The organism is Caballeronia sp. INDeC2, from assembly GCF_023631325.1.
Taxonomy (GTDB): Bacteria; Pseudomonadota; Gammaproteobacteria; order Burkholderiales; family Burkholderiaceae; genus Caballeronia.
In genome coordinates this window covers 774,212-795,329 of record NZ_JALQDG010000003.1, presented here as the reverse complement: position 1 = coordinate 795,329, position 21,118 = coordinate 774,212, and the positions used below count along the sequence as shown (strand labels likewise).

Annotated in this window: 20 protein-coding genes and 1 tRNA gene; 5 read left to right on the top strand and 16 right to left on the bottom strand. The window is 62.8% G+C overall.

Translation table 11 applies throughout. From position 1 onward, the window contains the following. Positions 1-157: 157 nt before the first annotated feature. From rplT to NCS28_RS05470, 10 genes are all read right to left on the bottom strand, one after another. Positions 158-517 (bottom strand): 50S ribosomal protein L20, encoded by a 360-nt coding sequence (gene rplT / locus NCS28_RS05515; RefSeq protein WP_008350196.1) that lies wholly within the window; start codon positions 515-517, stop codon positions 158-160. Positions 518-543: 26 nt separating this feature from the next. After that, entirely contained in the window at positions 544-741 is a 198-nt protein-coding gene (gene rpmI / locus NCS28_RS05510) for a 50S ribosomal protein L35 (RefSeq protein WP_006052501.1), read from the bottom strand. A 235-nt stretch (positions 742-976) separates the two neighbouring features. Then, the gene (gene infC, locus NCS28_RS05505) at positions 977-1,504 is read right to left on the bottom strand and encodes a translation initiation factor IF-3 (RefSeq protein ID WP_075583873.1); all 528 of its coding nucleotides are present in this window, start codon (positions 1,502-1,504) and stop codon (positions 977-979) included. A gap of 47 nt (positions 1,505-1,551) precedes the next feature. Then, entirely contained in the window at positions 1,552-3,459 is a 1,908-nt protein-coding gene (gene thrS / locus NCS28_RS05500; protein ID WP_250512835.1) for a threonine--tRNA ligase, read from the bottom strand. A 294-nt stretch (positions 3,460-3,753) separates the two neighbouring features. After that, positions 3,754-3,830: transfer RNA gene (locus NCS28_RS05495), tRNA-Val, on the bottom strand. Positions 3,831-3,926: 96 nt separating this feature from the next. Further along, the gene (locus NCS28_RS05490) at positions 3,927-6,161 is read right to left on the bottom strand and encodes a RelA/SpoT family protein (RefSeq protein WP_250512834.1); all 2,235 of its coding nucleotides are present in this window, start codon (positions 6,159-6,161) and stop codon (positions 3,927-3,929) included. A 35-nt stretch (positions 6,162-6,196) separates the two neighbouring features. After that, positions 6,197-6,550: a RidA family protein gene (locus tag NCS28_RS05485; RefSeq protein WP_061120079.1), complete on the bottom strand. Its 354-nt coding sequence runs from the start codon at positions 6,548-6,550 to the stop codon at positions 6,197-6,199. Positions 6,551-6,614: 64 nt separating this feature from the next. Next, positions 6,615-7,535: an alpha/beta fold hydrolase gene (locus NCS28_RS05480; protein ID WP_250512833.1), complete on the bottom strand. Its 921-nt coding sequence runs from the start codon at positions 7,533-7,535 to the stop codon at positions 6,615-6,617. A 199-nt stretch (positions 7,536-7,734) separates the two neighbouring features. Further along, a complete protein-coding gene (locus NCS28_RS05475; RefSeq protein WP_250512832.1) occupies positions 7,735-8,376 on the bottom strand; it encodes a CoA transferase subunit B in 642 nt (213 codons plus the stop codon). A gap of 2 nt (positions 8,377-8,378) precedes the next feature. Then, the gene (locus NCS28_RS05470; protein ID WP_250512831.1) at positions 8,379-9,083 is read right to left on the bottom strand and encodes a CoA transferase subunit A; all 705 of its coding nucleotides are present in this window, start codon (positions 9,081-9,083) and stop codon (positions 8,379-8,381) included. A gap of 221 nt (positions 9,084-9,304) precedes the next feature. Between NCS28_RS05470 and NCS28_RS05465 the strand changes: the two genes are divergently transcribed. Further along, on the top strand, positions 9,305-9,850 hold the full coding sequence (locus tag NCS28_RS05465) for a LuxR C-terminal-related transcriptional regulator (protein ID WP_250512830.1): 546 nt from the start codon (positions 9,305-9,307) through the stop codon (positions 9,848-9,850). A 9-nt stretch (positions 9,851-9,859) separates the two neighbouring features. Here the strand turns inward: NCS28_RS05465 and NCS28_RS05460 are convergent, their stop codons facing one another. Both NCS28_RS05460 and NCS28_RS05455 read right to left on the bottom strand, forming a co-directional pair. Then, positions 9,860-10,297 (bottom strand): acyl-CoA thioesterase, encoded by a 438-nt coding sequence (locus NCS28_RS05460; protein ID WP_250512829.1) that lies wholly within the window; start codon positions 10,295-10,297, stop codon positions 9,860-9,862. A 27-nt stretch (positions 10,298-10,324) separates the two neighbouring features. Beyond that, entirely contained in the window at positions 10,325-11,098 is a 774-nt protein-coding gene (locus NCS28_RS05455) for an SDR family oxidoreductase (protein ID WP_250512828.1), read from the bottom strand. A 196-nt stretch (positions 11,099-11,294) separates the two neighbouring features. On the opposite strand from NCS28_RS05455, the gene NCS28_RS05450 reads away from it, so the two are divergent. Further along, the gene (locus tag NCS28_RS05450) at positions 11,295-12,968 is read left to right on the top strand and encodes an electron transfer flavoprotein-ubiquinone oxidoreductase (protein WP_250512827.1); all 1,674 of its coding nucleotides are present in this window, start codon (positions 11,295-11,297) and stop codon (positions 12,966-12,968) included. Between the two features lie 55 nt (positions 12,969-13,023). Here the strand turns inward: NCS28_RS05450 and aroC are convergent, their stop codons facing one another. The 3 genes from aroC to NCS28_RS05435 all read right to left on the bottom strand — a co-directional run bounded on the left by aroC (position 13,024) and on the right by NCS28_RS05435 (position 16,813). Then, complete coding sequence (gene aroC, locus NCS28_RS05445; RefSeq protein ID WP_250512826.1) at positions 13,024-14,130, bottom strand: chorismate synthase; 1,107 nt, start codon at positions 14,128-14,130, stop codon at positions 13,024-13,026. A 59-nt stretch (positions 14,131-14,189) separates the two neighbouring features. Further along, complete coding sequence (locus NCS28_RS05440; RefSeq protein WP_250512825.1) at positions 14,190-16,130, bottom strand: MFS transporter; 1,941 nt, start codon at positions 16,128-16,130, stop codon at positions 14,190-14,192. A gap of 230 nt (positions 16,131-16,360) precedes the next feature. Beyond that, the gene (locus tag NCS28_RS05435; RefSeq protein ID WP_035503407.1) at positions 16,361-16,813 is read right to left on the bottom strand and encodes a CBS domain-containing protein; all 453 of its coding nucleotides are present in this window, start codon (positions 16,811-16,813) and stop codon (positions 16,361-16,363) included. Between the two features lie 243 nt (positions 16,814-17,056). Between NCS28_RS05435 and NCS28_RS05430 the strand changes: the two genes are divergently transcribed. From NCS28_RS05430 to NCS28_RS05420, 3 genes are all read left to right on the top strand, one after another. Then, positions 17,057-18,394: an O-acetylhomoserine aminocarboxypropyltransferase gene (locus NCS28_RS05430; RefSeq protein ID WP_250512824.1), complete on the top strand. Its 1,338-nt coding sequence runs from the start codon at positions 17,057-17,059 to the stop codon at positions 18,392-18,394. Further along, positions 18,391-19,233 (top strand): alpha/beta fold hydrolase, encoded by an 843-nt coding sequence (locus NCS28_RS05425; RefSeq protein WP_250512823.1) that lies wholly within the window; start codon positions 18,391-18,393, stop codon positions 19,231-19,233. The genes NCS28_RS05430 and NCS28_RS05425 overlap by 4 nt, the downstream gene beginning before the upstream one ends. A gap of 145 nt (positions 19,234-19,378) precedes the next feature. Then, positions 19,379-19,699, top strand: a complete 321-nt coding sequence (locus NCS28_RS05420) for an Mpo1-like protein (protein WP_250512822.1) — start codon at positions 19,379-19,381, stop codon at positions 19,697-19,699. Between the two features lie 18 nt (positions 19,700-19,717). On the opposite strand, the gene NCS28_RS05415 is transcribed toward NCS28_RS05420, so the two are convergent. Further along, the gene (locus NCS28_RS05415) at positions 19,718-21,025 is read right to left on the bottom strand and encodes a YihY family inner membrane protein (RefSeq protein WP_250512821.1); all 1,308 of its coding nucleotides are present in this window, start codon (positions 21,023-21,025) and stop codon (positions 19,718-19,720) included. Positions 21,026-21,118: the final 93 nt, after the last annotated feature.

The window sequence follows — 21,118 nt, the reverse complement described above, 5'->3', positions numbered from 1 at the left end:
GCTAATCCACGCTTCTCGATGCGCGTGCCAGGCGCGTGGATAAGCAAAACCGTCCGACCAACAAAAACGGGGCTCGGTGAGAGCCCCGTTTTCTGCCTTCCGCCGCCGTCAACGACCCGGCGACGAAGAGGCGAACCACGCAGTACTAATTTCGCAATTAGGCTGCAACGGCGGCTTTCACCTGCTTCACGATCGCAGCAAAAGCAGCCTTGTCGAACACAGCCATGTCAGCCAGAACCTTGCGGTCGAGTTCGATCGACGCCTTCTTCAGGCCGTTGATGAACACGCTGTAGGTCATGTCGTGCTGACGCACCGCCGCGTTGATACGCGTGATCCACAGTGCGCGGAACACACGCTTCTTGTTGCGGCGATCGCGATAGGCGTACTGCCCTGCGCGCATGACCGCCTGCTTGGCGATGCGATAGACGTTATTGCGACGGCCGCGGTAACCCTTGGCCAGACGGATGATCTTCTTGTGACGGGCCCGTGCGGTAACCCCACGTTTTACTCGAGGCATGTTGCGCTCCTATGAGTTTGTTGAGGTTAAGCGAACGGCAACATTGCGCGGACGGAGTTCAGATCGGAATCATGAACGGCCGTCGAGCCACGCAAATGGCGTTTGTTTTTGGTGGTTTTCTTGGTAAGAATGTGGCGCTTGAAGGCCTGACCGCGCTTGACGGTACCGCCCGGACGCACCACGAAGCGCTTTGCAGCACTCTTCTTGGTCTTCATCTTCGGCATGAAACAACTCCAGTTTATTAGATGGTCATGGGTGTGCGGCTGATCCGTCGATGCTGCCTACGAATCCCTTCCCGCCCTTCGAAACCCACGCTCCACTTATGTGCGGACGGCTCGGTGAAGAACCGCCGCCTTCCATGCGCGCCGCCACCGAAGCGGCGACGCCCTGAAACTTCCGACAATGCCGCGCCAGCCGCCTTGCGACGGCGCGCGATCCATCGTCTTGCCGCTCTTGCGCTTACTTGCCCTTCTTCTTCGGGGCAAGGACCATGATCATCTGACGCCCTTCCATCTTCGGCATCTGCTCGACCTGGCCGAATTCGTCCAAATCGGACTTCAGGCGTTCGAGCATGCGCATGCCGATTTCTTGGTGCGCCATTTCACGGCCGCGGAAACGCAACGTGATCTTCGTCTTGTCGCCGTCTTCGAGGAAGCGCGTAAGGTTGCGCAGCTTGACGTTGTAGTCACCGTCATCCGTGCCGGGGCGGAATTTGACTTCCTTCACCTGCACGATCTTCTGCTTCAGCTTCGCTTCGTGTTGCTTCTTCGCTTCCGAATACTTGAACTTGCCGTAGTCCATCAAACGGCAGACAGGCGGCGACGCCTGCGGCGCAATTTCGACGAGATCCACATCGAGCTGTTCCGATTGACGGAAAGCTTCGGCCAGCTTCACGATTCCGAGCGGCTCGTTGTCCACTCCGACCAAGCGCACTTCCGGCGCGGTAATTTCACCGTTGATGCGATGTGACGACTTATCAGTAGCGATGTTACGTTTCCTCTAAAAATGAAAAAACAAGCCGCGCTGCGAGTGACTTACTTGAACGCCCGCACTTCCTGCTGCAGACGTTCGAGGAATGCGTCAACCGGCATCACGCCCAGATCGACGCCGCCACGAGCACGCACGGCCACGGTTTGTGCATCACGCTCCTTGTCGCCGACGACCAGCAAATACGGCACCTTTTGCAGCGTGTGCTCACGTATTTTATAGCTAATCTTCTCGTTGCGCAAATCGCACTCCACTCTAAGCCCTTGTTTTTGCAACGATTGGGCCAGATTACCCGCATATTCGGCCTGACTTTCGGCAATATTCAGCACAACGGCCTGGATCGGCGCGAGCCACGGCGGCATTGCGCCCGCGTGGTGCTCGATCAGAATGCCGAGGAATCGCTCCATTGATCCGACAATTGCCCGGTGGAGCATCACCGGACGGCGACGGCTGTTATCCTCCGCGACATACTCGGCGCCGAGGCGCTCCGGCAGCACCATGTCGAGCTGCAGCGTGCCGCATTGCCACGAGCGCCCGAGCGCGTCCTTGATGTGGTACTCGATCTTCGGACCATAGAACGCGCCTTCGCCGGCGAGCTCTTCCCACTTCAGGCCGCACGCGGTCAACGCCTCGCGCAAGCCCTGCTCCGCGCGATCCCAGGTTTCATCGGTGCCGGCGCGCTGCTCGGGGCGCAGCGACAGTTTGATGTCGATGTGATCGAACCCGAAATCCTTGTACACGCTCATCGCGAGGGTGTTGAAGGCGATCGATTCCGCGATGAACTGATCTTCGGTACAGAAGATGTGCGCATCGTCCTGGACGAAGCCACGCACGCGCATCAGACCGTGCAGCGCGCCCGACGGCTCGTTGCGATGGCACGAGCCGAATTCCGCGTAACGCAACGGCAGATCGCGGTACGAACGCAGGCCGTGGTTGAACACCTGAACGTGGCCCGGGCAGTTCATCGGCTTGATCGCGTAATCGCGCTTTTCCGACTCGGTCGTGAACATGTTTTCACGATAATTCTGCCAATGGCCCGACGCTTCCCAGAGCGAGCGATCCATCACCATCGGGGTCTTGATCTCGAGGTAACCGGCGTCGTTCACGCGGCGGCGCATGTATTGTTCGACCTGCTGCCACAGCGACCAGCCCTTGGGATGCCAGAACACCATGCCCGGCGCTTCGTCCTGCAAATGGAACAGGTCCAGTTGCTTGCCGAGCTTGCGGTGGTCGCGCTTCTCGGCTTCTTCGAGCATGTGGAGATAGGCGTCCTGATCTTCCTTTTTGGTCCATGCGGTGCCGTAGATGCGCTGAAGCTGCTCGTTCTTCGAGTCGCCGCGCCAGTACGCGCCGGCGACCTTCATCAGCTTGAAGACCTTCAGCTTGCCGGTGGACGGCACGTGCGGACCGCGACACAGGTCGATGAAGTTGCCGTGCCCGTACAGACGAATTTCATCGCTTTCCGGAATGGACTCGATGATCTCCGCCTTGTAGTTTTCGCCGATGCTTTTGAAGTACTCCACCGCCTCGTTGCGCGAGACGACGCGGCGCGACACCGGCTCGTCCTTCTTCGCGAGTTCCTGCATGCGCTTTTCAATCTTCTCGAGATCTTCGGGCGTGAAGGGACGGTTATACGAGAAGTCGTAATAGAAGCCGTTGTCGATGACCGGCCCGATGGTCACTTGCGCCTCGGGAAAGAGATCCTTCACCGCATACGCGAGCAAATGCGCCGTCGAGTGGCGCACGACATCGACGCCTTCCGGATCCTTGTCAGTGACGATGGCAAGCGACGAATCCTTGTCGATCATAAACGAGGTATCGACGAGTTCGCCGTTGAGCTTGCCGGCGAGCGCCGCCTTGGCGAGGCCCGCGCCGATCGATGCCGCGACTTCCGCGACCGTCACCGGGTGGTCGTATTGTCGGACCGACCCATCAGGCAAACGTACCGAAACCATATCGTTCTCCAAGACGCCGGCGCATGCCGAGCGATTTCCATTTAAGCATTGCCGCGCGATTTCACTTCAAAATTCGCAAGGCAAAAAAAATGCGGCCCCGCTATCGAGGGGCCGCATTCACTTTTCACACATACCGCGAAACAATTTGGCAGAAGGCGAAATAGGTCCTCGACTAGCGTCGCTCCGAATTTGTTTCGGTCAACGTTCGACGTGCCATTTCTTTTCGCCTTTTGCGCTGAGCGCTTCTTGCGGGTTGAAATCCGCGAACCGAAGTCCGCCGAGTTTCGTTTTCGTTGGTAGGCTCGATTGGACTCGAACCAACGACCCCCACCATGTCAAGGTGGTGCTCTAACCAGCTGAGCTACGAGCCTGAAAGAAGTGAGATTATATGGAGCGTTTCGGATCTTGGCAAGTGCTTATCTTCAGAAAAAACGAAAATATTCGCCGATCCGTTCAACGCCTGCCGATTACGCGCGACGCGATGCGCGAATAACGCCCTGCACTTCATTGAGCAGCGTGCACGCGCGCTGAATCTGCGCCGCGCTCGACACTTCCACCGTGAACTGCATATAGGCGATGTTCCTGCGGCTCTGGCTCTTTACACCGATCACGTTGATCTTCTCGCGCGCGAACACTTCGGAAATGTCGCGCAGCAGACCTTGCCGGTCCGCGGACTCCACGGAAAGATCCACCGGATACACCGACGATCCGCGCCCGTTCATCACATCGGCGGACCATGTCGTATGCAGCACCCGCTCGGGCGAGCGCTGGGCCATGCGCTTGAACGTCGCGCAATCGGCGCGGTGAACCGACATGCCCTTGCCGCGTGTGATGAAACCGGCGATCGGATCGGGCGGCGCAGGACGGCAGCAGCGTGCGAGTTGCGTGAGCAGCGCATCCACGCCGACGACGAGCACGCCCGTCGACGCGCCGTGCGCGACGCTTTGCCCGCTGCTGCGCTTTTCGAACTGCTCGGGCGCTTCCGGCTCGGGCTCGGGCGGTGGCGTATCGGAAAGCGCTTGCTCGATGTTGCGCAGGCTGAACTCTTCCTTCGCGACGACCGCGTAGAGCTCATCCGGCGTCTTGAAGCCGAGCTTCGCCGCGAGTTGCTCCAGGCTCACCGACGTCTTCCCTTCGCGCTGCAAGGTCTTTTCGACGATTGTCCGCCCCGCCGCGATGTGCTCCGCCGCGTCGGCCGCAAGGAACCAGGAGCGCACCTTCTGCCGCGCCCGCGCGCTGTGCAGATAGCCGAGCTGCGGATTGAGCCAGTCGCGCGACGGCCCGCCTTCCTTGACCGCGACGATCTCGACAGTCTGCCCGTTCTGCAGCGGCGTGTTGAGCGGCACCATCGCGCCGTCGACGCGCGCGCCGCGACAGCGATGCCCAAGCTCGCTGTGAAGGTGATACGCGAAATCGACGGCGGTCGCGCCCTGGGGCAGCGCGATCACGCGCGCCTGCGGCGTCAGCACGTAGATATGATCGTCGTCGAGGGTGGCGTTGCGCAGATGCTGCCAGCCCCGCTGTTCGCCCTGGCCCTCGCCTTCGACGTCGTCTTTCCACGCGAGAAGCTGGCGCAGCCATGCAATCTTCTCGTCGTATTTCTCGCTCGCCGTCACTTGCCCCGCATAGCCGCGCGCGCCCGCTTCCTTGTAACGCCAGTGCGCGGCCACGCCGTACTCGGCAAACTGATGCATTTCGTGGGTACGGATCTGCACCTCGAACGCGCGCCCGTCGTCGCCGATCACAACCGTATGCAGCGACTTGTAGCCATTGGGCTTGGGACGCGAGATGTAATCGTCGAACTCTCGCGGAACGGGCTGCCACAGGTTGTGCACGATACCGAGCACGGTGTAGCAGTCCTTGATGTCGCCGACGATCACCCGAAACGCGCGCACGTCGTTCAGTTCGGAGAAGTCGAGATGCTTGCCGCGCATCTTCTTCCAGATGCTGTAGATGTGCTTCGGCCGGCCGCTGACTTCCGCCTTGATGTGCGCGGTGTCGAGTTCTTTCTGCAGCCGCGCGATCGCCTCGGTCACATAGCTTTCGCGCTCGACGCGCCGCTCGTCGAGCAGCTTCGCGATGCGCTTGTACGTGACCGGATCCTCGAAGCGGAACGACAAATCCTCCAGTTCCCACTTCAGTTGCCAGATGCCGAGCCGATTGGCAAGCGGCGCGTAGATCTCGAGCGCCTCGCGCGGAACGTCGGGCGAAGGTTCAGTCTTGTGCGCGGCGTGATAGCGCAACGTCTGCACGCGCGACGCGAGCCTGATCAGTACGACGCGTATGTCCTGCGCGAAAGCGAGCAGCATCTTGCGCAGCGCCTCGACCTGCGCGCGGCGCGCGGCCTGCGCATCGCGCGTGTTCTCGGGCAGTTCCGCGAGCGTCGCGCGCGAGCTGACGGAACCGAGCCGCAGCAGCTTGCGTACATCGCCGACGAGCCGCTGAACCTCCGGCCCGAAACGCTCGGTGATGACCTTCTCCGGATCGTCGAGATGCGGCGCCAGCACGAAGAGCGCCGCGGCCGCGACCGCGTGCGGATCGACGTTGAGCGTCTGCATGATGCGCGCGGTGCCCGCAGCATGTTCCGCGAGGAGTTCGCCCGTCGAGACGCGCGCGTCCTTCGCGTGTTCGCGCACGAACGCGAGCGCGTCTTCGATGGACGGCTCGGGCAGCGTTTCGGCGGGGACGGCGGTCGCGGTCATGCGGATAAAGCCACTACGTCAGGCGATGCGATGAATCAGCTACGTTGCGCCGCGATCACGACGATTTCGACGAGGCACGCCGGATTGGCGAGCTTCGCCTCGACCGTCGCACGCGGCGGCGTATTGCCTTCCGCGACCCACGAGTCCCACACCGCGTTCATGCCGGGGAAATGAATCATGTCGGAGATATAGATCTGCACGGACAGCAGGTGCGACTTGTCGCTGTTCGCTTCTTCGAGCAAGCGGTCGATGTGGCCGAGCACTTCGCGCGTCTGACCCGTGATGTCTTGGTCCGTGTCCTCCGCGATCTGGCCGGCGAGATACACCGTGCCGTTGTGGATGGCGGTTTCGGAAAGACGCGGACCGACGTGATGACGAATGACTGCCATTATGTGTTCCTGATCGATGACTGGTGAAAAAATAGGCGCAAGCGACGCACGCTTCAGCCCGATATTATGCCCCGCTGCCGCCATCGCCGAGAAAGAACCCCCTGGCGACAGCGATTTGATCCTCGGCAAGAAATGCCGGCGCATGTCCCGCGCCCGGAATCTCGACGCTCGTCACGGCCTGACCTTTCTCGACCATCTGCGCGACCGTCTCGCGCGACAGCAGGTCCGACGTCTCGCCGCGCACGACGAGCACCGGCGTCCTGATCGACGCAAGCGAGCGCCACAGGAACGCCTCTCCGGCTGCGTTCTGCTCGTCCGTCGCCGACGTGAACGGCGTCGCGATGCCCGGGTCGTAGCGAAACCCCCACGCGCCGTCGCGTTCATGCAGCAGCGGCGTATTGATGTTCGCCCACTGAGCGTCGGTGAGCGGCCCGAACGACGCCGCCAGCGCCGCCGCATGCCGCACGCCTTCATCGAGCGATGCGAAGCGCGCCGGCTTGCCGAGATAGTCGCCGATGCGCTTCAACGCGATCGGCTCGATATGCGGCCCGACATCGTTGAGCAGCATCTTGCGGATCGGCGTATTCGGCAGCCCGCCGAGCGCCATGCCGATGAGCCCGCCCATCGACGTGCCGAACCAGTCCACCGTCTCGACGTTCAGGCGTGCGATGAGCGTAACCATGTCGGCGACGTATTGCGGCACGCCGTAGTAGCGCGGATCGGCAAGCCAGTCGGACAGGCCACGCCCGACCACATCCGGGCACACCACGCGATACTCGTGCGCGAACGCCTGCGCGAGCTTGTCGAAGTCGCGGCCCGAACGCGTCAATCCGTGCACGCAAAGCAGCACGCGCGGATTCGCCGGATCGCCCCACTCCGTATAAGCAACGCGATGCAGACCCGCCGGACTCGCGCATTGCACGAAGCGCTGACGCGGCTCGCTCGAATCGGAATGCACTGCTTCGACGACGATGGATGCGGTCATTGGAGAGTTCCTTTTGGGCAGTGTCGAAACGATTGTAAAACGCATCGCGCCAGATCGAGCGGGCGTTAGCCGAATGGACGACCCCGCGCGCGGCAGATGCGGCCGAAACGCGCAAAGCAAAGCGGGCGAAGCTTCAAAAGCTCCGCCCGCCTGGCGATCGTCTATCCACCGCGCTCACGCGGCGTTCGTCACGTCGACATCACTTCACGCTCGTGACATCGAGCGGCGCGCCCGTCTTCCTCTGAATTTCTTCGGCCGTCACGCCGTCCGCCAGCTCGACGACCTTCAGGCCGTTTTCGATGACGTCGATCACGCCGAGGTCCGTGATGATGCGATCCACGACGCCCACGCCCGTCAGCGGCAGCGAGCACTCTTCGAGAATCTTGTGCTGATCGCCCTTTGCGACGTGCTCCATCAGCACGACGACTTTCTTGACGCCGGCAACGAGGTCCATCGCGCCGCCCATGCCCTTGATCATCTTGCCGGGGATCATCCAGTTGGCGAGATCGCCCTTCTTGCTGATCTGCATCGCACCGAGAATCGCCAGGTTGATGTGGCCGCCGCGGATCATTGCGAACGAATCCGCCGATGAAAAGATCGACGACCCCGGCAGCGTCGTCACGGTCTGCTTGCCGGCGTTGATGAGATCGGCGTCGACTTCGTCTTCGTACGGCGACGGGCCGATGCCCAGCAAACCGTTTTCCGATTGCAGCCACACTTCCATGCCGTCCGGCACGTGATTGGCGACGAGCGTCGGCAAGCCGATGCCGAGGTTCACGTAGAAGCCGTCCTGCAGTTCGCGCGCCGCGCGCGCGGCCATCTGGTCTCGAGTCCAAGCCATGATTACTCTCCTTTCGCGCGGACGATGCGTTGTTCGATGCGCTTTTCCGGATGCGCATTCAGGACGAGGCGTTGCACGAAGATGCCGGGCGTGTGGATCGCGTCCGGATCGAGTTCGCCCGTCTCGACGATCTCTTCCACTTCGGCGACGGTGATCTTGCCGGCCATCGCGCAGTTCGGGTTGAAGTTGCGCGCCGTGCGGCGATAGATCAGGTTGCCGGACTTGTCGGCCTTCCAGGCTTTTACGAGCGCGACATCGGCGGTCAGCGAATGCTCGAGCACGTAGTGGTTCTCGCCGAACTGGCGCGTTTCCTTGCCTTCCGCGATCACCGTGCCAAAGCCGGTGTTCGTAAAGAACGCCGGGATGCCCGCGCCGCCCGCGCGCAGCTTTTCGGCGAGCGTGCCCTGCGGCGTGAATTCGAGTTCGAGTTCGCCGGCGAGATATTGCCGCTCGAACTCCTTGTTTTCGCCGACGTACGACGAAATCATCTTCTTGATCTGACGCGTTTCGAGCAGCAGACCGAGCCCGAAACCGTCGACGCCCGCGTTATTGCTGATGCAGGTGATGTCCTTCACGCCCGTGTCGCGCAGCGCGGCGATGAGCGCCTCGGGAATGCCGCACAGCCCGAAACCGCCGACGGCGAACGTCTGCCCGTCCTTGACGATGTCCTCGAGCGCGGCCTTCGCGCTGGGATAGACCTTGTTCATCTGAATGTCCCTTCCATGTTTGAAACCAACTGAAAATCGGCTTTTTGACGCCGCGTTCGCGCTGTCACGAGCGCGTCGCACGGCCTTTTGGCATCGCAAAAGAGTACTTTGGGCCGGTGATCCGGCACAATACGCAAAAATACATAAGTCTTTGCCCGCGCACGTTTGGTTCCCGGCGCCTTTTCGCCGCGAAACGCAAGCGCCCGCGCGCCCGATTTCACATGCGTGCACTGGATTATCAAACCGCGTTTCATCTCGCGCCCGTCGGGCTCGTGCTTTCGCGCGAGCGCATCATCGAGGACTGCAACGAGCAGCTTTGCGCGATCTTCGGTTTTGCGCGCGAGGCGCTCATCGGCAAGTCGTTCGAGGTGCTGTATCCATCGCCGGACGAGTTCGCGCGCATCGGCGAGCGCATCGCCGCGCATATCAGCAAGGAAGGCACCTACAGCGACGACCGGATCATGAAGCGCAGAAACGGCGAACTGTTCTGGTGCCACGTGACCGGACGCGCGCTCGACCGCGCCGCACCGCATGCGGCGGGCGTCTGGACGTTCGAGGATCTTAGCGCGACGCGGCGGGTCGCGATCGAACTGACGCCGCGCGAGCGGGAAATCGCCGCGCAGCTCGTGACGGGCAAGACGAGCAAGCAGATCGGCCGCGTGCTCGATATCAGCCCGCGCACGGTCGACATCTACCGCGCGCGGCTCATGAGAAAGTACGACACGGGCAATGCCACCGAGCTTTTACAGCGGCTGCTCGGCAGCTGACGTGCACGCTCAGAGTGCGACGGGCGAACTGGCCTCGATGGTCCGCCGCATGAACTCTGGAATCGGCGCCGACTTGCCCGCGGCATAGTCGATCCACACGACCTTCGCGGCGCCGCGCGCGTAGAGCACGCCGGGCGCATCGGCGCGATAGAGCTCGAAGTGCGTGTCGAAGCTGCTGCGTCCGGGCTTGCCGACGGACATCCGCCCGATCACGTCGCCGGGATAATGAAGCTGCTTCAGAAACTCCATCGACGCATTCACGATCACCGGGCCCTGCCCCTCGCCATTGCCGCCCGCGATGCCGATCGCCTCGAACCACGAGATGCGCACCTGCTCCATGTAGCGGAAATAGACCGTGTTGTTGACGTGGCCGAAGGCGTCCATGTCGCCCCAGCGGATGGGCATGGACAGTTCGAATACAGTGTGAAAGTCGTTATGCGTGGTCATTGGCTGCCATGAAAAGAAGGACGAAGTTCAAAGCGAGAAGCCATCGTCCGCGGAGATCACCGAGCCGTTCATGAACTGCGATTCGTCGGCGGCGAGCAGCAGCAGCAGACCGTCGAGATCGTTCGGCGTGCCTACGCGGCGGCGCGGCAGCATCGAAATGAGCTTCTGCCCCTGCTCGGTCTTCCAGTGATGGTGATTGATTTCGGTGTCGATATAACCCGGGCAGATCGCGTTCACGTTGATGCCGTGGCGGCCCCATTCGAGCGCCATCGCCTTCGTCATCTGCACGACGGCGGCCTTGCTCATCGCGTAGAGACCAATCTGCGGGAACACGCGCAAGCCGGCCACGGACGCCACGTTGATGATGCGATACGCCGGCTTGGCCGCGCCGTTGCCGCGCATGATCATGCGCTTCGCGACTTCCTGCGCGACGAAGAACGCGCCGCGCACGTTCGTGCCGAACACGAACTCGAAATCCGCGGGGGTGACGTCGGTCAGCTTCTGCGTAGTCGAAACACCCGAGTTATTTACGAGGATGTCGATGGTACCCGCTTCCGTTTCCGCATGCGCGACCGCCGACTTGACGCTCTGATAATCGGTCACGTCGAGCGAGACGACATGCGCCGCGCCGCCCGACGCCTCAATTTCGGCGCGCAGTTCCTTCAGTCGCTCGGTGCGGCGGCTCGCGAGCACCACCTTGGCGCCCGCCTGCGACAGTACTTGTGCGAAACGCTTGCCCAAACCACTGGACGCGCCTGTGATCAGCGCGACCTTGCCTTCCAGGTTGATCGAACGGCCCATTGTGCTTCCTTTTTATGGTTGGTTCAGCCCGGGCGGGCGCGCATGCGCCGATGCAGGCTGTCGCGTCGACACCGATAGCGCGGCGTCGTGAATAGTGCGATCGTGCTAAATTGGCGAGCCTTGGTTGCGGCCCGCCTCACCTTCCCTGAAAATACGCGATCCTGAAAGGGCATTCTAACGGTACATAGGAGCATTGATGACCCCGGCGAGCCTCATCGAGCAATACGGTCCCCGCGAATCGATGGAATACGACGTCGTCATCGTCGGCGGCGGGCCGGCCGGTTTGTCGGCGGCCATCCGGTTGAAGCAACTGGCGGAAGAAAAAGGCGTCGAAATCGGCGTATGCGTGCTGGAGAAAGGCTCCGAGATCGGCGCGCACATCCTGTCCGGCGCGGTGATGGACCCGCGCGGCCTGACCGAACTCATTCCCGACTGGAAGGAAAAAGGCGCCCCGCTCGACGTCGAGGTGACCGAAGACCGGTTCCTCTTCCTCACACAGAACGACGCGAAGCAGGTGCCGAACTGGCTGCTTCCCGATAACTTCAAGAATCACGGCAATTACGTCATCAGTCTCGCGAATGTGACGCGGTGGCTCGGTCAGCAGGCTGAAGCACTCGGAGTCGAGATCTTTCCGGGCTTCCCGGCCGCTGAAGTGCTGTATGCCGATGACGGTTCGGTGCGCGGTGTCGTTACCGGCAACATGGGCGTCGGCAAGGATGGCCAGCCGACTGAGAATTTCCAGCTCGGCATGGAATTGCACGCGAAGTACACGCTTTTCTGCGAAGGCACGCGCGGGCATCTCGGCCGTCAATTGATCGACAAGTTCAAGCTCAACCAGAATTCCGATCCGCAGGTGTACGGCATCGGCATCAAGGAATTATGGGAAATCGATCCGGTCAAGCACAAGCCGGGGCTCGTGATCCACACGGCAGGCTGGCCGCTCGATCCCGATACCTATGGCGGTTCGTTCCTCTACCACATGGACAACAACCAGGTGGTGGTGGGATTCGTCGTCGGACTGGGGTATTCGAACCCGTATCTGTCGCCGTTCGAGGAATTTCAGCGCTACAAGACGCATCCGTCGATCCGTCCGTTCCTCGAAGGCGGCAAGCGCATTTCGTACGGCGCGCGCGCGATTACCGCGGGCGGTCTGATGTCGCTGCCGAAGCTCGCGTTCCCCGGCGGCGCGCTTGCCGGCGACGATGCGGGCTTTTTGAACGCATCGCGCATCAAGGGCAGTCACGCGGCGATCAAGTCGGGCAAGATGGCCGCCGAAGCCGCGTTCGACGCCGTGCAGTCGGGCCGTCAGAACGACGAACTCACGGCCTACCCCGAAGCATTCGATACGTCCTGGCTCAAGACCGAGCTTTATCGCGCGCGCAATTTCAAGCAGTGGATGAGCAAGGGCCTGTACCTCGGCACGTTCATGGTCGGCCTCGAACAGAAAGTGATGGGCGGCAACGTGCCGTGGACGCTGCATCATCAGCATTGGGATCACGAGATGCTGAAACCGGCGTCGCAATGCAAGCCGATCGTCTATCCGAAGCCCGATGGCAAACTCACGTTCGATCGTCTTTCGTCGGTGTTCATCTCGAACACGAATCACGAAGAGAATCAGCCCGCGCATCTGACGCTGAAGGATCCGAGCGTGCCGGTCAACGTGAATCTGCGCACCTATGCCGGTCCGGAAGCGCGTTACTGCCCAGCCGCGGTGTACGAGTTCGTCAAGTCCGACGACGGCAACGAACGCCTGCAGATCAACGCGCAGAACTGCGTGCACTGCAAGACTTGCGATATCAAAGATCCGACCCAGAACATCGTGTGGGTCACGCCGGAAGGCGGCGGCGGGCCGAACTATCCGAACATGTGATTTTTCGCCGCTGAACGGAAAAAGGGCGCCGGGTTTCAAACCGGCGCCCTATTTTTCATTTCGAAGGTCTTTGCGCCGCAATCCTGGGCGTATCGACGACCACGTCGCCGCATTGCGCTCGGTGCCGCAGCGCGTGATCCATCAGTACGAGCGCGAGCAGCGCTTCGGCGATCGGTGTGGCGCGAATGCCGACGCACGGATCGTGACGGCCGAAGGTCTCGACCGTCGCGCTCGCGCCTTGCTTGTCGATCGACTGACGCGGCGTGCGAATGCTCGATGTCGGCTTGATCGCGATCGACACCGTGATGTCCTGTCCGCTCGAAATGCCGCCGAGAATGCCGCCCGCGTTGTTGGCCGCAAAGCCTTCGGGCGTCATCTCGTCGCCGTGCTGCGAACCGCGTTGCGCGACGCTCGCAAAGCCCGCGCCGATCTCGACGGCCTTCACGGCATTGAGGCCCATCATCGCGTGGGCGATGTCGGCATCGAGCCGGTCGTACAGCGGCTCGCCGAGTCCGACGGGCACGCCCGTCGCCACGATTTCGATGCGCGCGCCGACGGAATCGCCATCGCGGCGCAGTCCGTCCATATACGCCTCGAGCTGCGGCACGATCTCGGCATTCGGCGAGAAGAACGGGTTGTCGGGCACATGCTGCCAGTCGACGAACGGGATCTCGATTTCACCCAGCGCGCTCATGCAGCCGCGCGTCTCCAGACCGAACTTCTCGCGCAACCACTTCTTCGCTACCGCGCCCGCCGCAACGGTCGGCGCAGTCAGACGCGCCGACGAACGGCCGCCGCCGCGATAGTCGCGCACGCCGTACTTCTGCCAATAGGTGTAGTCCGCATGACCCGGCCGGAACGTCTGCGCGATGTTGCCGTAATCCTTGCTGCGCTGATCGGTATTGCGGATCAGAAGCGCGATGGGCGTGCCGGTCGTCACGCCTTCGAACACGCCGGAAAGAATTTCGACCTGATCCGCCTCCTGGCGCTGCGTGACGTGACGCGACGTGCCGGGGCGGCGGCGATCGAGTTCGATCTGGATATCGGCTTCGGTGAGCGCCATGCCGGGCGGGCAGCCGTCGATCACGCAGCCGATCGCCGGACCGTGCGACTCGCCGAAGTTCGTGACGGTGAAGAGCGTGCCAAGGGTATTGCCGGACATGAGCGTCGACCTGAAAAAAAGTGTCGGGGGAAACCGATATTATGCCAGCGCCACTGCGCTCAGCGCCTTGCGCCCCGCAGCGCGCTCACGACTTCCTGAAGATGTTGCGGCGTCGCGTCTTCCGGCGCGATGGGTTCCCCGACCGCGAGCGTCAGGCGCGTCATCGCGCCGCGCTGAATCGGCCGTGGCCATTGCGCGTCCTCGTGACGCGAAAACACGCTGCCCCAGAGCCCGCGCAGCGCCATCGGCACGACAGGCGCGGGTTGGCGTCGCAGAATCTCCGAGATGCCGTGCCGAAAAGGATTGATCTCGCCCGTGCGCGTGAGCTTGCCTTCGGGAAAGATGCAGACGAGATCGCCCTCTTTCAGCGCCTGCCCGCATGCGGCGTAGGCGCGTTCGAGCGTGTCGGCGTTTTCGTGCGCAGGCGCGACCGGGATCGCCTTCACATGCCTGAACATCCAGCCGACGAACGGCGTCTGGAAGATGCGGTGATCCATCACGAAGCGGATCGGCCGCGGGCTTTCGGCCATGATGACGACCGCATCGACGAAACTCACGTGATTGCACACGAGCACGGCCGCGCCATGCGACGGAATACGCTCCGCGCCGACGAGACGAATGCGATAGAACGTGTGCACCAGAATCCACGCGATGAAGCGCAGCAGGAACTCCGGCACGAGCGAATAGATATAGACCGCGACGACGACATTGAGCAGCGCCGTGGCCAGAAAGAGGCCCGGAATGCCGACGCCGAACGACGTCAGCGCGAGCGCCATCAACGCCGAGACGATCATGAAGAACGAATTGAGGATGTTGTTCGCCGCGATGATGCGCGCCCGGTGAGTGGGCTGACTGCGCGCCTGAATCAGCGCATAGAGCGGCACGCTGTAGAAGCCGCCGAACATTGCGAGCAGAAACAGGTCCGCGAGAATGCGCCAGTGCGGCAGCGCCAGCAAAAATTCGCCGACATTGAGCAAGTGCCCCGCGGGCGCGATGCGATGACTCGCGAAGAACAGATCGATCGCGAACACGCTGATGCCGATCGAGCCCAGCGGCACGAGCCCGATCTCGACGCGGCGCTTCGAAAGCCGCTCGCACAACAGTGATCCCGTGCCGATGCCGATGGAAAACGTCGCGAGAAGAATGGTCACGACATCGGGATCGGCTGACAGCACGTCCTTCGCGAAATTGAAGAACGACGTGAGAAAGGTCGCACCGACGAACCAGAGCCACGAAATCCCGAGCAGGCTTAGAAACACGGTGCGATCGGCGCGCGCGAGTTTGAGATTGCGCCACGTCTCGGAGAACGGATTCCAGTTGATGCGCAGATCCGGCTGCGATGCGTCCGACTTCGGCACGAACGTTGACGCCACGCGCCCGATGATCGCAAACGCGACGCATGCGACGGCGAGCAGCATCGCGCCATGCTGCGTCGCGCCCGCCGCCGCCCCGCCGATGATCGTGCCGATCAGGATCGCGACGAACGTGCCCATCTCCACAAGCCCGTTGCCGCCGACGAGTTCATGCGAATCGAGATGCTGCGGCAGGTACGCATACTTCACCGGCCCGAACACGGTGGAGTGCACGCCCATCAGAAACGTGCACGCATAGAGAAGCGGCGCGCTGTGCAGCAGAAAGCCCGCGCCGCCGATCAGCATCACGACGATCTCGAAGCTCTTCACGAGGCGTGCGAGCACGGCCTTGTCGTACTTGTCGGCGATTTGCCCGGAGGTGGCCGAGAACAGCACGAACGGCACGATGAATATCGCGGAAATCAGAAACGCGGCCGTCTTCGGATCGACGCCGGAAAAGCGCGCGGCCTGGAACGTCACGAGCGACGTGAAGCCGACCTTGAAGATGTTGTCGTTCATCGCGCCGAGGAATTGCGTCCAGAAGAACGGTGCGAAGCGGCGCTCGCGCAGGAGGCTGAACTGGCTCTCGCCCTCGGCATGCGAACGTCGGGAAGTGCGCGACGAGGCGCGCATCGGGTTGTCACTCATGTCTTGCGTACAGGTTGAGTTCGGCGTTGATCGCGTGCGTAGGGCGATCGAATCCGAATGAAACGAAAACCGGGTCGAAGGCGGATTTCCACCCCGGCCAGACGAAAAAAAACGCGCCATAAGGGCGCGCTTCGGGTGCTGAATTCTGCGCGAAGCATCGGCTCGTATATCGTGCGCATCATGCCGCGAAGCGCGATGCCTCGCGGCACCGGATCAACGCTCGGCGACGCTCAGCGTGCTTCCTCCTGTTGCTCGGGCCAGTCGCGGATATACGCCTTCAACATGCGATTCTCGAAGCCCTGCTCTTCCACGACGGCCTTGGCGACGTCGTAGAACGAGATGACGCCCATCAACTGACGCTTTTCCATGACCGGCAGATAGCGCACGTGATGCTCGAGCATCATGCGGCGCACCTCGTTCACGTCCGTTTCCGGCGTGCAGGTGAGCGGATGATCGTCCATGATCTTGCGGATGGTCGTGGCGCCGACCGAACCGCTGTTGTTGTGCAAGGTCAGGATGATCTCGCGGAAGGTCAGCATGCCGACCAGGTCGCCGTACTCCATGACGACGAGCGAGCCGATATCATGCGCGGCCATCGTGTCGATCGCGTCGGAGAGCGGCGTATCGGGTGTCACGGTAAAGAGCGTGTTGCCCTTCACTTTCAGAATGTCGCTGACTCGCATGACTGTCTCCTCGCGAAATGCCTGTTCAGATGCCCAAACGGTGATGAAACCATAGGTCGATGCTATCGGAAAGACCCGCAAAAGGAAAGCGAACATGGCCCGCATCAGCCGAACGGACAAGGCTTCGCGCGCTTTTTGACAAGCGTTCGCCCTAGGTTTGGGCGCGCGCATCCGATGTTACGATGATTGACCCTCATTTCTCGCCGCACGCCGGCGCCGCCTTGCGCGCGCCGGCCGCCTACGATGCCAGCCAACCGCTTCGACACGCTCGCGCTGCACGCGGGCGCCGCGCCCGATCCCGTGACGGGCGCGCGCGCAACGCCGATTTATCAGACGACCTCGTTCACCTTCCGCGACAGCGATCACGCCGCCGCGCTCTTCAACATGGAGCGTTCGGGGCACGTGTACTCGCGCATCTCGAATCCGACGGTCGCGGTGTTCGAGGAACGCGTCGCGGCGCTCGAAGGCGGCGTCGGCGCGATCGGCACGGCGAGCGGCCAGGCCGCGCTGCATCTCGCCATAGCGACGCTGATGGGCGCAGGCTCGCATATCGTCGCTTCGAGCGCGCTGTACGGCGGTTCGCACAACTTGCTCCACTACACGTTGCGGCGCTTCGGCATCGAGACGACGTTCGTGCCGCCGCACGATCTCGATGCGTGGCGCGCCGCCGCCCGGCCGAACACGCGGCTTTTCTTCGGTGAAACGCTCGGCAATCCGGGCCTCGACGTGCTCGATATCGCGGGCGTCGCGGAAATCGCGCACGAGCACGCGGCGCCGCTGCTCGTCGATTCCACGTTCACCACGCCTTATCTGTTGCGTCCGTTCGAGCATAGCGCGGACCTCGTCTATCACTCCGCCACCAAGTTCCTCGGCGGCCACGGGACGACGATCGGCGGCGTGCTCGTCGACGGCGGCACCTTCGATTTCACGGCGAGCGGACGCTTTCCGGAGTTCACCGAACCCTACGACGGCTTTCACGGCATGGTGTTCGCCGAAGAGAGCACGGTCGCGCCGTTCCTGTTGCGCGCCCGGCGCGAGGGCTTGCGCGATTTCGGCGCGTGTCTGCATCCTCAAGCGGCGTGGCAACTGCTGCAAGGCATCGAGACGTTGCCGCTGCGCATGGATCGGCATGTCGCGAATACGCACAAGTTGATCGAGTTTCTGCTGAGTTCGCCCGCAGTGGAAGGCGTGGCCTATCCCGAACTGCCGACGCATCGCGATCACGCGCTCGCCGGGCGTCTGCTGCCGCGCGGCGCGGGCGCGGTGTTCAGCTTCGATCTGAAGGGCGGCGTGCCGGCGGCGCGCACGTTCATCGAAACGCTCACGCTGTTTTCTCATCTCGCGAATGTCGGCGATGCGCGCTCGCTCGTGATCCATCCCGCCTCGACGACGCACTTCCGCATGGACGCCGCCGCGCTCGAAGCCGCGGGCATCGGGCCGGGGCGCATCCGCCTTTCGATCGGACTCGAAGACCCGGACGATCTCATCGACGATCTCAAGCGCGCGCTCAAGGCCGCCCAGAAAGCCGCCGAAAGCGGCCAGGACGCCGCCACGGCCGCGCCGCTCGGGAGCCGCGCATGATCCTCGACGTCCGCGGCCGCGCCGCCTACGCCTACACCGGGGGCAAATCGCTCGACGCCGCCCGGCCCGCCGTCGTGTTCCTTCACGGCGCCGAGCACGATCACAGCGTATGGGCGCTGCAGAGCCGCTATTTCGCGCATCACGGCTTCGGCGTACTGGCGCTCGATCTTCCGAGTCACGGGCGCAGCGACGGGCCCGCGCTGCCGACGATCGGCGAACTCGCCGACTGGGTGATCGCCGTGCTCGACGCGGCGAAGGTGCAAAAGGCGATCTTCGTCGGCCACAGCATGGGTTCGCTGATCGCGCTCGACATCGCGGGCCGCTATCCCGCGCGCGCGACAGGCCTCGCCCTGCTCGCCACCGCCGCGCCGATGGCCGTCTCCGACACGCTGCTCGACGCCGCCCGCGAACACGAGCCCGAGGCGATCGCGATGGTCAATCAGTGGTCGCATTCCACGATCGCCGCGAAGCCGTCGAGTCCCGCGCCGGGTTTCTGGTTGCAGGGCGTGAATCAGCGGCTCATGGAGCGCGTGAGCCTGCGTGGCGAAGCGCTCCTTTTTCATACCGATTTCAGCGCCTGCAATACCTATGCGGGTGCGCTCGAACGCGCGGCCGCCGTGCGCTGCCCGGTGTGTGTCGTGAGCGGCAAGCGCGACATGATGACGCCGCCGCGTGCCGCCCGGCCGCTCGTCGATGCGCTCAGGAAAGCCGGGGCCACGGTGCAATCGGTGGAACTCGACGCCGGACACGCGCTGATGTCCGAGCAGCCCGACGCGACGCTCGACACGTTGTTCGCGTTCGCGCTCGCCTGCGCCAAAACGGACGCGAAGGCCGGCTGAACCCGCGCGTGCGGCGGACCGCGCACGTTCGCCGCAGCCGCTTGCATGGCGCGCGGCGCAGTCGCAGAATGGTTCTTGCCGGCCAATCGTCAGACAGGCGCACACCGCCCGCACGAGACCGGCAGGCTTCATCAGGGAGGCCGTCATGGCGCACACCGCACACGGTGAACATTTCGCGAATTTCGCCGAGTTCTACCCCTATTACCTCGACGAACACCGGAACCTGGTTTCGCGCAGGCTGCATTTCATCGGCTCGCTCGGCGTGATCGGCTGCCTCGCTATGACGATCGCGACCGGCGACTGGCTCTGGCTGCCCGCGGCCGTCGTCTGCGGCTACGGTTTCGCGTGGATCGGCCATTTCTTCTTCGAGAAGAATCGTCCCGCGACGTTTCGCCATCCGGTCTACAGCCTGATGGGCGACTGGGTTATGTTCAAGGACATCTGCGTCGGCAAGATCTCGCTTTGATCCGCGCCCGGCACGCGCTCACGCAGGCTGCTCAGGCATCGACGAACGCGGCGCCTCGAGCGTCCGCGCGCTCGTGAGCGCGGATACGCGCGCCGCGATCAGCGAGCCGAGCGAAATTTCCAGCTTGTCGTTCTCCAACGCGTTCATGAGCGCGGCGCAATCCACCTGCGCCGCGTCCAGTTTCAGTTGATATTCGAGCTCGGCGCGGTCGATCACGAACTGTTCGAAGAGCATCGTCACCGTGATCTGATTCGGATTGGCGATCAGCACATAGCGCGGCGTGCGCGAATCCTCCAGCCGGCCGATCCAGCCGAGCGCATCGAGCCGTGCGATCAGGCGCGTCGACGTGTCCAGATCGCAGCGCGCCAGGCTGGAAAGCTGCAATGCGGTGTGCCCGGGCTTGCCCTCGTCGCGCGCCTCGACGAGCCGCGCGAGGATTTCGAGCGCATCGAGCAGATCGCTGCCCGGAAAATCGCGCCGATGATACTGCCCCGTGCGAATGGCGGGCAACGCGGACGTGACCATCGCGCCGACGAGCGCGAACATCCAGCACAGGTAGACCCACAGCAGGAACACCGGCAGCGCGGCGAATGCGCCATAGACTGCGGTATAGGTCGGAATGCGCCGCACGTAATAACCGAAGCCGCGCTTGCCGAGCTCGAAAGCCACCGCCGCGATCAAGCCGCCGACGATCGCATCGCGCCACTCCACCTTGCAGTTCGGCATGTACACGTAAATGATCGTGAAGGCGAGCGCCGTGAGCGGCAGGGAGACGCCCGTCAGCGCCCATTCGACGATCGGCGGCATCAGGTTGTGCGAGCCCGCGAACGCGACCGAATGCGCGAACACATAGGACGAGATGGACAGGCTGCAGCCGAAGAGAATCGGCCCGAGCGTAATGATCGACCAGTAGACGAGCACGCGCTGCGCAAACGGACGCGCCTTCTTCACGCGCCAGATCACGTTGAACGCGGACTCGACCGTCATCATCGTCATGACGGAGGTCACGAACAGGATGATCATGCCGACGGTCGTGAGTCCCTTGGCCTTCGACGCGAACTGATTCAGATACTTGAAAATCTGGTCGTTGATCTGCGGCGGCATCAGGTGCACCGCGAGGAAATCCTGCAGCGACGCCTGAAACGAGCCGAAGATAGGGAACGCGGTGAAGAGCGCGAAGGCGACAGTGGCAAGCGGCACGAGCGACAGCACGCTCGTGAACGTGAGGCTGCCCGCCACTTGCGCGACCCGGTCTTCTCCGATGCGTCGCGCCACGAAGCCGGCGAGGCGCTTGACCGGTGCGAGATCGATGGAAACGTGCTGCAAACGCGTTCTCCCGTCGTGGCGGCCCGCACGCGCACAGCCGCGTCTCGCCACGAAAATCACCCAATACCTATAATAGCCGTTCACTAAAAAAGC